13 protein-coding genes are annotated in these 14251 nt (G+C 67.3%); 9 read left to right on the top strand and 4 right to left on the bottom strand.

What is annotated here, in order from left to right; translation table 11 throughout:
* Positions 1-62: 62 nt before the first annotated feature.
* From IPM73_14665 to IPM73_14650, 4 genes are read right to left on the bottom strand one after another with little or no spacing between them, the layout of a single operon-like run.
* Positions 63-2204 carry an EAL domain-containing protein gene (locus IPM73_14665; protein MBK8919243.1) on the bottom strand — a complete coding sequence of 714 codons (2142 nt, stop codon included), beginning with the start codon at positions 2202-2204 and terminating at the stop codon, positions 63-65.
* Positions 2201-4939 carry a response regulator gene (locus IPM73_14660; GenBank protein ID MBK8919242.1) on the bottom strand — a complete coding sequence of 913 codons (2739 nt, stop codon included), beginning with the start codon at positions 4937-4939 and terminating at the stop codon, positions 2201-2203. The genes IPM73_14665 and IPM73_14660 overlap by 4 nt, the downstream gene beginning before the upstream one ends.
* Entirely contained in the window at positions 4936-5496 is a 561-nt protein-coding gene (locus tag IPM73_14655) for a YfiR family protein (protein ID MBK8919241.1), read from the bottom strand. The genes IPM73_14660 and IPM73_14655 overlap by 4 nt, the downstream gene beginning before the upstream one ends.
* Before the next feature lie 7 nt (positions 5497-5503).
* Positions 5504-7534 carry a TonB-dependent receptor gene (locus IPM73_14650; protein MBK8919240.1) on the bottom strand — a complete coding sequence of 677 codons (2031 nt, stop codon included), beginning with the start codon at positions 7532-7534 and terminating at the stop codon, positions 5504-5506.
* A 340-nt stretch (positions 7535-7874) separates the two neighbouring features.
* On the opposite strand from IPM73_14650, the gene IPM73_14645 reads away from it, so the two are divergent.
* From IPM73_14645 to IPM73_14605, 9 genes are all read left to right on the top strand, one after another.
* Positions 7875-8822, top strand: coding sequence for a hypothetical protein (locus tag IPM73_14645; protein MBK8919239.1), 948 nt, complete (start codon positions 7875-7877; stop codon positions 8820-8822).
* The gene (gene hypA / locus IPM73_14640; protein ID MBK8919238.1) at positions 8815-9156 is read left to right on the top strand and encodes a hydrogenase maturation nickel metallochaperone HypA; all 342 of its coding nucleotides are present in this window, start codon (positions 8815-8817) and stop codon (positions 9154-9156) included. The genes IPM73_14645 and hypA overlap by 8 nt, the downstream gene beginning before the upstream one ends.
* Positions 9157-9394: 238 nt before the next feature.
* Positions 9395-10285, top strand: coding sequence for a hydrogenase nickel incorporation protein HypB (hypB, locus tag IPM73_14635; protein ID MBK8919237.1), 891 nt, complete (start codon positions 9395-9397; stop codon positions 10283-10285).
* Positions 10286-10475: 190 nt separating this feature from the next.
* Positions 10476-10730, top strand: coding sequence for a hypothetical protein (locus IPM73_14630; protein ID MBK8919236.1), 255 nt, complete (start codon positions 10476-10478; stop codon positions 10728-10730).
* Positions 10727-10942 (top strand): hypothetical protein, encoded by a 216-nt coding sequence (locus tag IPM73_14625; GenBank protein ID MBK8919235.1) that lies wholly within the window; start codon positions 10727-10729, stop codon positions 10940-10942. Before IPM73_14630 ends, IPM73_14625 begins: the two co-directional genes overlap by 4 nt.
* Before the next feature lie 11 nt (positions 10943-10953).
* Entirely contained in the window at positions 10954-11115 is a 162-nt protein-coding gene (locus IPM73_14620; GenBank protein ID MBK8919234.1) for a hypothetical protein, read from the top strand.
* Positions 11112-11363 (top strand): hypothetical protein, encoded by a 252-nt coding sequence (locus IPM73_14615; GenBank protein ID MBK8919233.1) that lies wholly within the window; start codon positions 11112-11114, stop codon positions 11361-11363. The genes IPM73_14620 and IPM73_14615 overlap by 4 nt, the downstream gene beginning before the upstream one ends.
* 12 nt (positions 11364-11375) lie before the next feature.
* A complete protein-coding gene (locus IPM73_14610) occupies positions 11376-11729 on the top strand; it encodes a Dna2/Cas4 domain-containing protein (protein ID MBK8919232.1) in 354 nt (117 codons plus the stop codon).
* 52 nt (positions 11730-11781) lie between these two features.
* Positions 11782-14241, top strand: a complete 2460-nt coding sequence (locus IPM73_14605) for a carbamoyltransferase HypF (GenBank protein MBK8919231.1) — start codon at positions 11782-11784, stop codon at positions 14239-14241.
* The last annotated feature ends 10 nt before the right edge of the window (positions 14242-14251 follow it).

The following is a 14251-nucleotide window of genomic DNA, read 5'->3' as shown; positions in this document are numbered from 1 at the left end:
CAGAATGACCGGAATCAAAACGCCCCGGGGCCGGGCGGATGGTGCCCGCAGGGGGATTGCCCTCAGTGGGTAGGGGCGGGAAGGGTCGCCGATTGCAGCAGGTGCGCCAGATCGGGTGCGGGCATCGGCTTGGCGAAGTAATAGCCCTGGGCGTGACGGCAGCCGAGTTCCCGCAGTTTTGCTGCCTGGGCTTCGGTTTCGACGCCCTCGGCCACGACCTGCAAGCCGAAGCGCTGAGCCAGGGAAATGATGGCGCCCACGATGGCTTCGTCCTGGGGGTCGGTGGTGAGATCGCGGACGAAACTGCGATCGACCTTGAGTTGGTCGACTGGAAAGCGCTTCAGGTAGCCGAGAGAAGAGTATCCGGTGCCGAAATCGTCCAGGGCGATGGGGAATCCGGCGGTTCGCAGCGCGGCGAGTTTGGGGACCGCCGCTTCGGCGTGGGGCATGAGCGAGGTCTCGGTCAATTCGAGGGTGAGGCATTCGGAGGGAATGCCGCGCAGGCGAATGGTGCTCAGCAATCGAACCAGCAGGTCGCCCTCAGCGAAATCCAGGGCCGAGAGGTTGATGGCGATGGACCACTGGGGGGGCAGGAGAGCGCGGGAGCGCCAGTCGGCGATCTGATCGCAGGCGAGTTCGAGGACGCAGTGACTGATGGCGCGGATCAAACCGCTTTCCTCGGCCAGGGGGATGAAATCCGCCGGGTAGAGCAGGCCGCGCTCGGGGTGTTGCCAGCGAATCAGCGCTTCCGCCCCGACCATCCGGCCCGTGGCGAGTTCGACGCGAGGCTGGTAGTGCAGGAGGAATTCTCCCTGCGATACCGCGCGGCGAAGATCGCCTTCCTGCTGCAGGCGTGCGCTGGCTGCCTGGTCGGCGTGATGGCTGCAGAACGCGAAGCTGTCGCGGCCCAGCTTCTGGGCCGTGTGGCAGGCTTGCTCGGCGTGCTCCAGAAGGGTGGCCACGTCTCCGCCGTCTTCGGGATAAAGGGCAAGGCCGACGGAGGCGGTGATGATCGATTCCTCGTTGCCCAGTTGAACGGGCTGACGAATCGTGGCCAGAATGCGTTCGGCCAAGGTGGAGGCATCGGATTCGCGCCGCAATTGCGAAAGCAGGACCAGAAACTGATCGCCACCCGCTCTCGCCGCGACTTCGGTCCCCTCCGGGGTATGGACCATTCCCTTGCGGTTCGCCTCGCGTACGGTCGAGATGATGCGGAAGGCCATGGCCTTCAGCATGGCGTCGCCCGCGTCGTTGCCCAGGCCGATATTGATTTCCTTGAAGTGGTCGAGGTCGATGAACAGCAGGGCGCATTGTCCGGACCCGTTGCGGGCCTGCTCCAGGGTATGCGCCGCGACTTCCAGGAAAAATTGGCGTGAGGGCAGGCCTGTGGCCACATCGTGATAGGACAGGAAGCGCATGCGCTCTTCGTAGGCGACGGTTTCGCTGATGTCCTGCAGGATGGCTTCGATCCTGTGCGATTTCCCGCCGCTTTCGGCCATGCTGCGGCCCGACTCCAGAAAGACGAGGGTGCCCGAGTCCGGATGGGCGTAACGGTAGCGCACCTGGTAGTTGCGCCTCTGGGTGAGCGCGCAGCCCCGGGCAGCCTCCAGGGCTTCGCGATCCGCGGGCAGGACGCGCTCGAGCAGCCCCTCGGGGCCTCCCCGTTGCAGGGCATCCGCACTCAGGCCCGCCAGGGCGGGGAGTTGCCGGGAAAAGGTGAACAGGCCGGAGTCGGGCGACCACTCCCAGCTTCCCATGCGGGCGAGACGCTGCGCATTGTCGAGGCGGCTGCGGTTCGCGGCCAGCTCGGCGCGGACCTTTGCCGCCCGCAGATTGAAGCGCACCCGATGGATGAGCAGACTCCAGTGGATGGGTTTGGTAATGAAGTCGTCGGCACCGCTGCGGTAGGCGCGCTCGACCGAATCGGTATCGTCCAGGCCGGTGAGCATCATGATCGCCAGATCGGGGCCTCCTGGGAGGCTGCGCAGGCGGCTGCAGGTTTCGAAGCCGTCTATGCCGGGCATGACGATATCCAGCAACACCAGGTCAGGCTGTAGCTCCCGGCACAGACGCAGCCCTTCCTCGCCGTTCGCGGCCTCGGTGACGGTGAAGCCTGCCTGTACCAGTGTTTGCGCGGCCATGGTGCGCAAAACCAGATCATCATCGACGAGCAGGATGCGGCAGGTTTCCAGGGGTGCGTTCATGGTGAGCATTGTTCCGGGGAAAGCCACTGCGGCGCAAGATCGGTGGCGGCGCGCCGGGCCAGGTCGAGGGCCTGGAGGAGCCGGACGGACTGGGGGGCGACGCTCCCGCCGTCGCCGGCGCTCAGGAGTGCTTCCGCCTCCCGGGCCATGCCGGCGAGGGACCGGGCGCCGACGGCGGCCGCCGAGGACTTGAGGGTATGGGCGAGACGCCGGCAGAGCCCGTGGTCTCCGACGCTTTCTGCAGCCTCCATCTCGCTGAGCATACGGGTGGCTTCCGTGAAGAACATGCCCAGGAGGCGTGAGGCCAGGGAGTCCCCGCCCTGGGCAGCAAATCCTCCAAGCACGCTGGGATCGAACGCCGCACTCGCCTCGGGGGGGCTGGCTTCGCTTGTGACGACCTTTTCTGGCGGGGGGCGGTGGCCGGTGTGGAGACTCAGCATCGCTTCGATCTGCGGCCGGGTGAAGGGTTTGGCAAGATGATCGTTCATGCCCGCTGCGAGGCAGCGTTCCCGATCACCGGGCATGGCGTTGGCGGTCAGGGCCACGATGGGGAGGGGCTTCCGCTCCGGCCGGGCGGCCTCCCAGTCCCGGATGGCGCGGGTTGCGCTGTAGCCGTCCATGACCGGCATCTGGCAATCCATGAAGACGAGGTCGAAGGCGGCGCCGCTCCGGACGGCGGTCAGGGCTTCTTCCCCGTTTTCGGCCGACGCCACGGTGCAGCCGAGCTGCTCGAGCAGGGTGACCGCGAGGAGGGTATTCACCGGGTTGTCCTCGACGACCAGGATTTTCAGGCCGCGATTGGGCGCCGTGACCGCGTTCGCGATCGAGCGCGTATTGGCGTGGGCATCGGCGTGGGCATCGGCAACGAGGACGCGCCGCAGGTCTTCAAGAACGACGGGCTTGTGCAGAACCCCCGGGCCCTCGGTACCCGCCCCGCCGCTGGCGCTTCCTTTGAGCGGAACCATGGCGATGACCCGCTGCCCCGGTGGCGGCGTGCCGATCTGGCCGGCGAGGGAATCGTCCACGAGAATCAGGTCGAACCCCGTGTAGCTGTCGGGGACCGTCGCGGCTTCCGCGGCGCTGGCCCCCAGAACGGAAAGACAGGCCACCAGGTGGCGCCTCGCGGTATCTCCGGGGTGGATGACCAGCGCGCGTTGCCCGGCAATGGGCAGGGCGACGTGGCCCGGCTCCGGGTGGGGCGTCGGGCCCGGTCGCGTCGGGAGAACGATCCAGAAGGCGGAACCCCGTTCCGGTGTGCTGTGGAATCCGACCTGCCCGTGCATGAGTTCGGCCAGTTGCCGCACGATGGCCAGCCCCAGGCCCGTGCCCCCGAACTGTCGGGTGGTGGAGGTATCCGCCTGGGAAAAGGCGGAGAAGATCGAGGTCTCGGCCTCCGCAGGCACCCCGGTGCCGGTATCCCTCACCACGACGGCGAATTGGTTCGGGCCGAGAGCGCTTCCGGGGGGCAATTCTTCGGGCCGGTCGGTGACCAAAATGTCGATCTGTCCGGCAGCGGTGAATTTCACCGCGTTGCTGACCAGGTTGCCGATCATCTGCTTCAGCCGGTAGGGGTCGCCGCACAGCGATTGCGGGATTCCCGGTGCTATGGCGCAGGCGATTTCGAGCCCCTTGTCCTGGGCCGGACCCGCGTGGGCCAGGACGACCTCTTCGACCAGGGGGCGGATGGCGAAGGGGGCGTCTTCGAGACTCAATTTGCCTGCTTCGATCTTGGAAAAATCCAGAATGTCGTTGATGAGGCGCAGCAGGGTGTCGGCCGAAGTCCGCACCGTCGTGGCGAATCGTCTCTGGTCGGGCGAGAGGGGCGTGTCGAGAAGGACTTCGGTCATGCCGATGACGCCGTTCATCGGGGTCCGGATTTCATGGCTCATGTTGGCCAGGAACTGCGACTTCGCCAGGTTGGCCGATTCAACCTGTTCCTTGGCGAGACGCAATTCCGCCGTGCGGTCCGCCACCAGCAGTTCCAGGTGCTCGCGGTGGCGCTGCAGTTCGGAGTCCCGCAGGACGACTTCGTCCAGCATGCGGTTGAACCCTTCGATCAGGGTGTCGAGTTCGCTGATCCCCCGTCCTCCCCGGACGCGCAGGTCATAGCGTTTCTCCTCGCCGATGCGGCGCGCGGTGAGCGCCATGTCGACCAGAGGCTGGCTGATGCGCCGCTGCAGATGCGTTGCCAGGCCGAGGGCAACGGCGAAGGCCACGAGCGTCACGGCGATGCCGAAAAGCAGGCTCTGGTAGGCGTGGGCCCACATGGCCGAGAGGTCGACGGCGAGAATCAAGGTTCCCAGAGTCTCGCCCCGGTCCTCGATGGGCTGCTTCAACCTCAGGGTCTGGGCCAGCGTGAAGGGATGTGGCAGGTTGGCTTCCAGAACGGGCGAGTCAGCCCAACTGGCCAGGGCCGAACTGGGAGGGAAACGGGCTAGCAGGCTGCCATCCGGCTTGAGAATCCAGGCCCCTTCGACCCCTTCGCGCCGGTCGAGGGACACGAGCAGGGCTTGGGCAGCGTCGGGATCGTCGAAGCGCAAGGCCGCTTCGCTATTGCGGGCGATGACTTCCGCGAGTGCGGACAGTTGCCCGATCCGCGCCGCCTGTTCCCGCACCAGGCCGCTGAGGGAGAAGTAGGCCAGGACCAGGACCAGGCCGAAGCCCATGGCCAGGGCGACGATCCACTGAAGTCGAGCGCTCAGGGGCTGCTCGGAGCGCGTGGCCCTGGCGCTCACCGCGGTCTTCCGTCCACGACGCTGCGCGCCAGACGCAGGAGCTGGGAACTGGCCTTCAACTGCGCCTGGGAGAGGACGGCGAGATTGATTTCGAATTGCAGGCGATTGTCGGTCCGGACCAGCCCGATCATGCCCCCCACTTCGATGAAGCCCTCGGCGTCGCTGATGGTCAGCACCGGGCTGGCGTGCAGGGCGCGCAGCACGCTGACGAAACGCCGGCTGTCCTGGTCCGGGACGTAGAGGGCATGGCAACTGCGGGCGTCTTCGGCGCCGAGGACCGGGCGGACCGAGACGGGGTGCCCCTTGACGAGCTTTCCCGAGATTCCGGTGAAGGCGCCTGCCGCATCGCTCCCCAGGATTCCGAGGACCAGGGGCGAGTCCGGAGTGGGGAGCAGGCGTTCGGGCCAATCGACATAACGCAGGAAGTTGAGCAGATAGGCCCCCAGCAACTGCTGGTCGCTCAAGACCTGCTGTTGCGCGAAACCCGTCGGGCTTGGGCACAAAGGGGCAAGCCCGGCCGCGAGAATCCGGCGGAACAGCCGGCGGCGTGCGCTCATGGCGGGCTCAGAAACGATGTTCCAGGCGGAGGTAGGCACCTCGCCCGATTTCGATCGGCGCCGACGGCAAAGTGTCGGAGAGATACTCCAGGGTGCGGCGATGGAGCAGGTTCTGGCCGACGAGGGACAGATCGGTGCAGCGATCGATGGCCCAGGCGTAGCGGACATCCAGGTTGGCCCGGTCAGGAATGCCGAAGGCCTCGATGCGGCTCTTGTACTTGAGCCAGAAATCCAGTTGGTGGGCCTTGGCGAGGTTGTGCTGGGAGCGCAGGGACAGCATGTGGCGGGGAATCTTGCCCTCGTCCCGCGAAGCGAGGCTTGTCGAGGCCGGATTCTGACTTCCCCGAATGCTGGCGCGTTGCCAGGTGTAGCTGGGCTGGAGGCGCCACGCGGGCGTGATTTGCGCAAAGGCGGCGACCTCGAGTCCGTAGATATGGCCGTGCTCGTCGTTGGTGGAAACGAGGGGAAGCTGGGCGTATCCCAGGCCCAGGGTGCTCAGGTCGACGCTGCCTGAGGACAGGGAAACCACGTCGCGGTAGCGGTGGATGAAGGCGGAAGTGTCGAGTGAAAAGCTCGGGCCAAAGCGCTGGCGGTAGCCCAGCTCTGCCGCATCCATGCGTTCGGATCGCAGTGATCTGCCGTTGTCGCCCATATAGGTTGCCAGCAGGGGTACCGGTAGGGAGCCGCTTGGGGGAATGACGCTGGCGACGATGATGGTGTCCATGTCAGCGCGGGAGGGGGTTCTATTGGCCCTCGAAACAGCGCCCCATACCGTTTGGTCGGCATTTGGAGTCCACAGGAAACGTGCCGTGGGCTGGAAGGCCGCGCCCGAGAAATTGTTGTGCTCCAGTCGCGCGCCGAGGCTGATGCGCAGACGTTCCGGAATCAGCGTGATTTCATCCAGGGCGAAGACGCTCAGCAAGGTGAATTCCCGATCGGCGTCGCGAAAGCGCAGGAAGTCCGACGCGGTGGAAATGGAATCCCGGGAACTCCTCGCATTGATGCCCACGATCAGGTCGTGCGTTCCCAAGGGGGAAAAATGGTACTGGGCGTCAAGATCGACGGTGGTCCTGCGCTGGGTGCTGGTGTGTACGGAATCGAGGTAATCGTGGACGAGGTAAGCCTGGAGAGACCACTCCGAACCGTCGTCCTGCAGGGAATCGAACCGGGCCTGCAGATACTCCGAGTGCAGGTGCAGGGTCGAGCGCAACGCGTTGATGTAATTGGGAGGCTGGAGCGGATCCGCAAAGCGATAAATGTCATCGCCGTGTTGCCGCGCGACCCCGCCGGTGAGCATCAAGCGGTTTCCTGGAGCGGTAACGAAATCCGCGCGGAAGCCGGCCATGCCCATGTCGCTTTCGTCGTCCCCCTTCCCGCCGGACGGGGAGAATCCGGCCCGGCGATTCACGGCCTTGCCAAAAACGCGGATGTGGCCGCTTTCGCCAAGAGGGGCGCCGTAGCGGGCGACCCCATTGCCTCGGTCATCGCTCCCGGCAAGCACTGCGACCAAGCCGCCCTGGGTGTCCCGCGCCTTGCGCGTGACGATGTTGATGGTTCCATTGACGGCATTTGATCCCCAGCTTGCCGCGTTGGGTCCCCGGATGATCTCGATGCGTTCGATATCTTCGAGCACCGTATCCTCGACTTCCCAAAAGACTCCTGAAAAGAGGGGGGAATAGAGGCTGCGGCCATCCTTCAATACCTGGAGCTTGTTGGCGAAGCGTCCGTTGAAGCCCCGCGCCGAGACCGCCCAACGGTCGTTGCCGATGCGCGCCACCTCGATGCCGGGTGCCATGGCCAGAAGGTCCGGCAGATTGCGTGCTCCGGAACGGGCGATGTCTTCGCGGGTGATGACAAAGACGGCGGCTGCGACGCTCTGCTGGCTCTGGGCCTTGCGCGACGCGCTGGTGACTTCCGTATTGAGCAGTTCTTCCAGGCTCATGTCCGGTACGGCACCCCCGGATTCGGCCATGGCACGCGCGCAACCCAGGGCCGCGCACAGGACCGCGAAGATCCAGCGATTTCGATGGTGGAGCATGACTTTTCCCGGTAGCGCCGCGGCGCGTGTTTCTTATTACTTTAGTGATACGCGATGCTGCCATTTTAAGGGGCTTCTGGCCCGCGATGCTTGTTCGGTATCAGGGATTTGTACCGGTTTACCCCGATTTTCTGCCGCTTGTGCCGGGGTGATGCCCTGGTGTCGGTGCAGGGGGCCAGCGAAGGCTTGTGGGGCATAATCCTGATTCCCCCTGGCGCCCCTTGCCCTTCGTCATGCTTTGTGGACTTGCTCGTCTCGTTATCGTACGGCCCTACGCTTCTGGCGCGGCTCGGCTGCCCGGGGTGGGGCGCTCGCATCGCACCCTGCGGCGCGTTCGCCCATGAATGCGGTCGGCCAACTGAGCGTAGGCGCCCGTTACGCCGAGGGGCGGCTCGCGGACCTGGAAGTCGCTCTGCAACGCCCGCAGGTGACGCGCCTGTACCTGGGAAAGCCCGCCGCAGTCGTGGTCGAGACCGTACCAGTTCTCTTCAGTGTGTGCGCCCAGGCCCAACGCAGGGCCGCCGAGGCAGCCCTGGCCGGAGCCGGGGACAGAATCCTGCCGCCGGCCGATCCGCAGCCCTTGTGGGCGGAAATGCTGCACGAGCACCTCTGGCGCCTCCTCCTCGACTGGCCCCCGGCCCTCGGCCTTCCTCAGGCCACCGAGGCCTTCGCCATCTGGCGCGGAGCCCGGGGTGGCGCCGGGCTCCGCGCTGCAACCGACCGGGTCCTGGAAGGCACGCTGCTCGGTGTCGCCGCGGCTGCCTGGGCGGGGGTGGCTCAAGCGCATTCCCTGGCCGCCCGCTGCCTGGGGGTCCTGGGGCAAGGTCCGGCTTGTGCCGAATTTGATTTCCCTTCTTTGCACCCCGCCGATTGGCTCCCATACTGGAAGAACCCGACGCTGGCGGCGCCGCCAGCGGAGGGGCCCTCCACGGTGGCCGCAGCCTACCGCGAGCGCCTGGGCGCGGTGGTTCAAGCCGCCCGGTCCCTGGCCAGCGGTGCGCCCTATCCGGTGGCGATGGCCGGCGGCGCTGGCTGGGGCGTCGGGCAGACCCTCACCGCTCGCGGCGTGTTGACCCACGGCGCGCGGCTGGAGGCGGGCCGGGTGGTGGCCTACCGTGTCTGGGCCCCCACCGACCGCCATTTTGTCGATGCCGCGGCCCTGGCGGCCCTGGTGGATGGCAGACGGTGGCCGGACGAGGACGCGGCGCGGCGTGGCCTGGAGCAGGCGGTGCTGGCCCTCGACCCCTGCCTGCCCCATGAATTGAAGGTGAGTGTGAGCGATGCATGAAATGTCCCTCGCCGAGGGCGTGTTGCAACTGGTGGAAGAGACGGCCCGGCGCGAGAGCGCAGTGCGGGTGAAGACGGTGGTGCTGGAAATCGGCCGGCTCTCGGCCGTGGAGCCGGAATCCCTGGCCTTCTGCTTCGAGGCGGTCACCCACGGCAGTCTCGCCCAGGGAGCGGTGCTGGACATCGTTCCGGTTGCGGGGGCCGGCTGGTGCATGGTGTGCGGCGCCACGGTGCCCATGGAAGAATTGTGGGGGGCCTGCCCCGTCTGCGGCAGCCACCAGGTTCAAGCCACGGCCGGCACGGAGATGCGGGTCAAGGAAATCGAGATCGAGTGAGCGGAGAGGAGACGAGACGATGTGTACGGTTTGCGGTTGCGGTGCGGGTGAAACCCGCGTCGAGGGCGACGCCCTCCACCCCCACGATCACCCCCATGTCCATGCCGATGGCACGGTCCATAGCCACAGCCACGAGCATGGGGACGACCATGCCCACAGTCATGGCGATGCGGCCCTGGAGGGCGCCCACGCGCACGTGCACACCCACGCCGACGGCACCACCCATAGCCACGGCCATGTGCACGCCGGCGACCACGGCCATGTCCATCGCCACGCCGACGGCACGGTGCACAGCCACGCTCATGGGGGTGAGCACGCCCGCGGCCACGCTCCCGGCGTCGGCGGCGACCTCGACTACGGCACCGGTCCCGCCCGTGCCCACGCCCCGGGCATGAGCCAGAGCCGCATGGTGCAGATCGAGCAGGACATCCTGGCCAAGAACAACACCTATGCCCGGGCCAACCGCGCCTGGTTCGACGAGCGGGGCATCTTCGCCCTCAACCTGGTTTCCAGCCCCGGCTCCGGCAAGACCACGCTGCTGGTGAAGACCATCGAAGCCCTGAGGGGCAAACTCGCCATCACCGTCGTCGAAGGCGACCAGCAAACCTCCGTCGACGCCGAGCGCATCCGCGCCACCGGCGTGCCGGCCCTGCAGATCAACACCGGCAAGGGCTGCCACCTGGACGCCCACATGGTCGGCCACGCCCTGCAGCGCCTGCAGCCGGCCGAGGCATCGCTCTTCCTCATCGAGAACGTCGGCAACCTGGTCTGTCCCGCCGCCTTCGACCTGGGCGAGCAGCACAAGGTGGCCATCCTCTCGGTGACCGAGGGCGAGGACAAGCCGCTGAAGTACCCGGACATGTTCCGGGCCGCCGAGGTCATGCTCCTCAACAAGTGCGACCTGCTGCCCTACCTGGATTTCAACGCCGACCTGGCCGAGGAAAACGCCCGTAAGGTGAATCCCAAGCTGACGGTGTTCCGTGTTTCCGCCACCAGCGGCGACGGCATGGCCGCCTGGCTGGACTGGATCGAGAAGGGGTTGGAAGCGCAGCGCGGCAAGCGCGCGGAATCCGTCGACGCGCTGAAGCGTCGGGTGGCCGAACTGGAACGTCAGTTGGCGGCCAAGTGAGCCGTGGCGGCTGGTTTGTCGTGGGCGCTTCCCTTATGGCCGATGGCGCCCCGTTCATTCGCCGACTATGGGGTTACCGTCCATCGGGATCGCCTGCCCGCGGGCGTGGAACTGCTCGAGCCGTAGTATTTCCGGTGATCGAAAGCTAGACTGATCCCCCAGGCCACACCCGCAACCGAGGAGACACCCCATGATCGCCGTTGAAATCGACGCGCCCATCGTCAATCACCGAATCGAAGTCAGCAGCGACAAGCTGCCGGCGGATGTCAAGCAGGCGCGGATCATCGTCATGTACGAAGCCTCATCGACGCAGGAACTGGCCTCGGACATCGTTGCGCTGGCGCGAGCGGCACGTGCGAGCTTTCCCAAGGGCGATCCGGTACGCCTGCGCGACGAGTTCAACACGATGCGCTCCGAATGGGACGGGCGGGCCGCCGAAAAATGAGCGGCCGCTGCCTCATCGATACCAATGTTCTGATCGACTACCTGAGTGTCGGCGCTGCGCCGGCCCTCGTCGAAAACGTCGAGCAGGCGTTGGCCGCCGGGGCGGTGGTATCGGTCATCACCACCATGGAACTCCTCGGCTGGCGCGGGCATACCGAACAAAGCCGGCGCGACGCCGAGAACCTGCTGCGTGGCATGGCGAACTGGCGCTGACGCGAGCGGTGGTGGATCGCGTGATCGCGCTGCGCGGCCAGTCGGCGATCAAATTGCCCGACGCCATCATCGCCGCCAGTGCCCTGGTCGAGGGTTTGCCGTTGATGACAGGCAACGTGGCGGACTTCAAGTCCGTCTCCGGCCTGACCCTGCTCGACCCGTCCGGGTCATGATCGAAGACCAGTTCGTCAACCTCTCCGCCCTAAACCAGTACGCCTACTGCCCACGGCGCTGCGGCCTGATTTACCAGGAAGGCGAGTTCGCCGACAACCTGCATACGGCGCGCGGCAATGCCGAACATGCGCGCGTCGACCGGGTCGATCACGCGGTCACGCGCGATGGCGCGCGGGTGGAGCACGCGCTTCCGATCTGGAACGACCGCATCGGACTCATCGGAAAGTGCGACGTGGTCGAGTTCTGACCCGACGGCACCGTGTATCCCGTCGAGTACAAGCACGGTCCCAAGCGCAAATGGCTGAACGACGACTTGCAACTGGCGGGGCAGGCTCTGTGCCTCGAAGAAATGCTGGCGCGGCTCGTGCCGTGCGGCGCGATCTACCACGTCAGCAGCCGACGACGCCGCCAAATCGAGATCACAGCCGAGCTGCAGCGGCGGGTGGAAGAAACCGCCGCCACGATTCGCGCCATGGTCCATTCGGGCGTTCTGCCACCGCCGCTCAACGATGCGCGCTGCCGCGGTGCGCAGCGCTGCACGTCGGGGGGGGAAGGGTCGCGGCGCACGTTGGAGCAGAGGGGCTGGCCGTCGGATAGGCGCGCGGCACTGTAATGCGCAAAAGCGCTACCGGGCGTAAGCTCAAACTTTTCACGCGGGAACGGGCATGGCCGGTTGGTTGTACCGCATTGGCGGGCTTGTCCAGGGGGTGGGCTTCCGGCCTCACGTCTGGCGGATCGCTCAGGCGCTCGGCCTGCGGGGGTGGGTGCGCAACAATGGGGAAGGCGTCGAGGTCGCCATCGACGGTCCCCGCTGGTCCGAGTTCGAGGCACACCTGCGTGCCGAGGCGCCGCGTCTTGCGCGCATCGATTCGGTGGCGCGGGAGCCTTTGGCTGACGACTGGGCGCCGCTGGATTTTCGCATCGTCGACAGTGCGTCGGGCCCGGTCAGCACCGCCATAGGCCCCGACGCCGCGACCTGTCCCGCCTGCCTCGCCGACCTCTGCGATCCGGCGGGCCGGCGATGGCGCTACGCCTTCACCACCTGCACCCACTGTGGCCCGCGCTACACGGTCAGTGCCGGCATCCCCTACGACCGCAAAAAGACGAGCCTGGCCCCTTTCCCGCTTTGCGCGCCCTGCGCCGCCGAATACACCGATCCGGCCGATCGCCGCTTCCACGCCGAAACCACCTGCTGCCCGGACTGCGGCCCGCGCCCGCGCCTGCTCGATGCTGGGGGTGCAGAACTACCAGGAGACCCCATCGCCGCCGCTCTGGCCCTCCTGCAAGCGGGCAGGATCGTCGCCCTCAAGGGCCTGGGCGGTTTCCAACTGGCCTGCGACGCCCGCAATGCCACCGCCGTCGCCGAACTGCGGGCGAGGAAGCACAGGGAGGAAAAGCCCTTCGCCGTCATGGCCCTGAACGCCTCCTCCCTGGCGCCTTTCGCCCGGGTCGGCCCGGCCGAGACCGCGCTGCTGAAGGACCCGGCGGCCCCCATCGTCCTCTGCCCCAAGGGCGAAGCCGATCTGCCGGGCATCGCCCCCGGCCTCGTCTGGCTGGGCGCCATGCTGCCGGCCACGCCGCTCCACTTGCTGCTCTGGCACGAGGCCGCCGGCCGCCCCGCCGGCACCGCCTGGCGCGACGCCCCCAGCGACCTCTTGCTGGTGATGACCAGCGCCAATCCCCACGGCGAGCCCCTGGTGATCGCCAACGACGAGGCATTGCAGCGCCTTTCCGGCATCGCCGATGCCTACCTCGTCCACGACCGGGCCGTCGTCGTGCGTTGCGACGATTCTGTAGTGCGGCCGACACTCCCCCCCCTTCAAGGGGAGGGCCGGGGTGGGGATGGGGCTGCTGCCGGTCGCTCCAAACCCCATCCCCCTCCTAAGCTCCCAGGGCAGGCTCTGCATAGCCTGCCCGCTCAATCGGCGCAGAGCGCCGCTCTGCGAAACCCCGATTTCGCCCCCCTTGAAGGAGGAGGGACGGTAACCTTTATCCGCCGCGCCCGGGGTTACACGCCCCTGCCCATCCCCCTGGCGGAAGACGGCCCCGCCGTGCTGGCCTTCGGCGCCTACCTGAAGAACACGGTATGCGTCGCCAAGGGACACCAGGCCTTTCTCTCCCAGCACATCGGCGGCCTGGACAATGCGGTGGCCATCGGCTTTCTCGAAGAGACCGTCGCCCACCTGCTGGCCATCCTCGACGTGAGCCCCGATCTGGTCGCCCACGACCTGCACCCGGATTTCCCCTCCACCCGGCTGGCCCAGGCTTTCGCCGCGGAACGGGGCATTCCCGCCGTCGCCGTCGGGCACCACCACGCGCACATCGCCGCCATCGCCGCGGAGCACGGCCAAGCCGGCCCGCTGCTCGGCCTCGCGCTGGACGGCGTCGGCCTGGGCCCGGACGGCGGCGCCTGGGGAGGCGAATTGCTGCGGGTGGAGGGCGCCGCTTGCCAGCGCCTCGGCCACCTCGCCCCGCTGCGCCTGCCCGGTGGCGACCGGGCAGCCCGGGAACCCTGGCGCATGGCGGTTTCGGCCCTGCACGCCGGTGGTCACGGCCATCGCATCGGTGCCTGGCTGGCCAGGCGCTTCCCCGGTCGCGACGCCGGGCCGCTGCTCACCCTGTTGGCCCGCGACCTGCGCTGCCCGCCCAGTAGCAGCCTGGGCCGGGTCTTCGACGCCGCGGCCGCCCTTCTCGGGGTGCGCGCCGAAGCCCGCTACGAGGGCCAGGCGGCCATGGAGCTGGAGGGCCTCGCCGCCGCCCATGGCGTCGTGGAAGCGCTGGCCGACGGGGGTATCCCCGCCGCCGACAGGCTGGATTTCGCGCCGCTGCTCTCCTTTCTCGCCGACTGCGACGATGCCGCCCGGGGCGCCGCTGTCTTCCACGCCACCGTGGCGCGGGGACTGGCCGACTGGGCCGGCGCCGCCGCGCAAGCGACGGGGCTGACGACCATCGCCTGCGGCGGCGGCTGTGCCATGAACGCCATTCTCATGACCGCCCTGCGCGGGCATCTGGAAGGCGCCGGCCTGACCCTGCTGGAAGCCCGCCGGGCGCCGCCCAACGACGGTGGGCTCGCCCTCGGTCAGGCCTGGGTGGCCCGGCAACGATCATGCGGTTCTGTGCAATAATCTGGACATG

This window comes from Betaproteobacteria bacterium, assembly GCA_016720065.1.
In the GTDB taxonomy this organism is placed as follows: domain Bacteria; phylum Pseudomonadota; class Gammaproteobacteria; order Burkholderiales; family Rhodocyclaceae; genus SSSZ01.
This window is presented reverse-complemented; position numbering and strand designations above follow the sequence as displayed.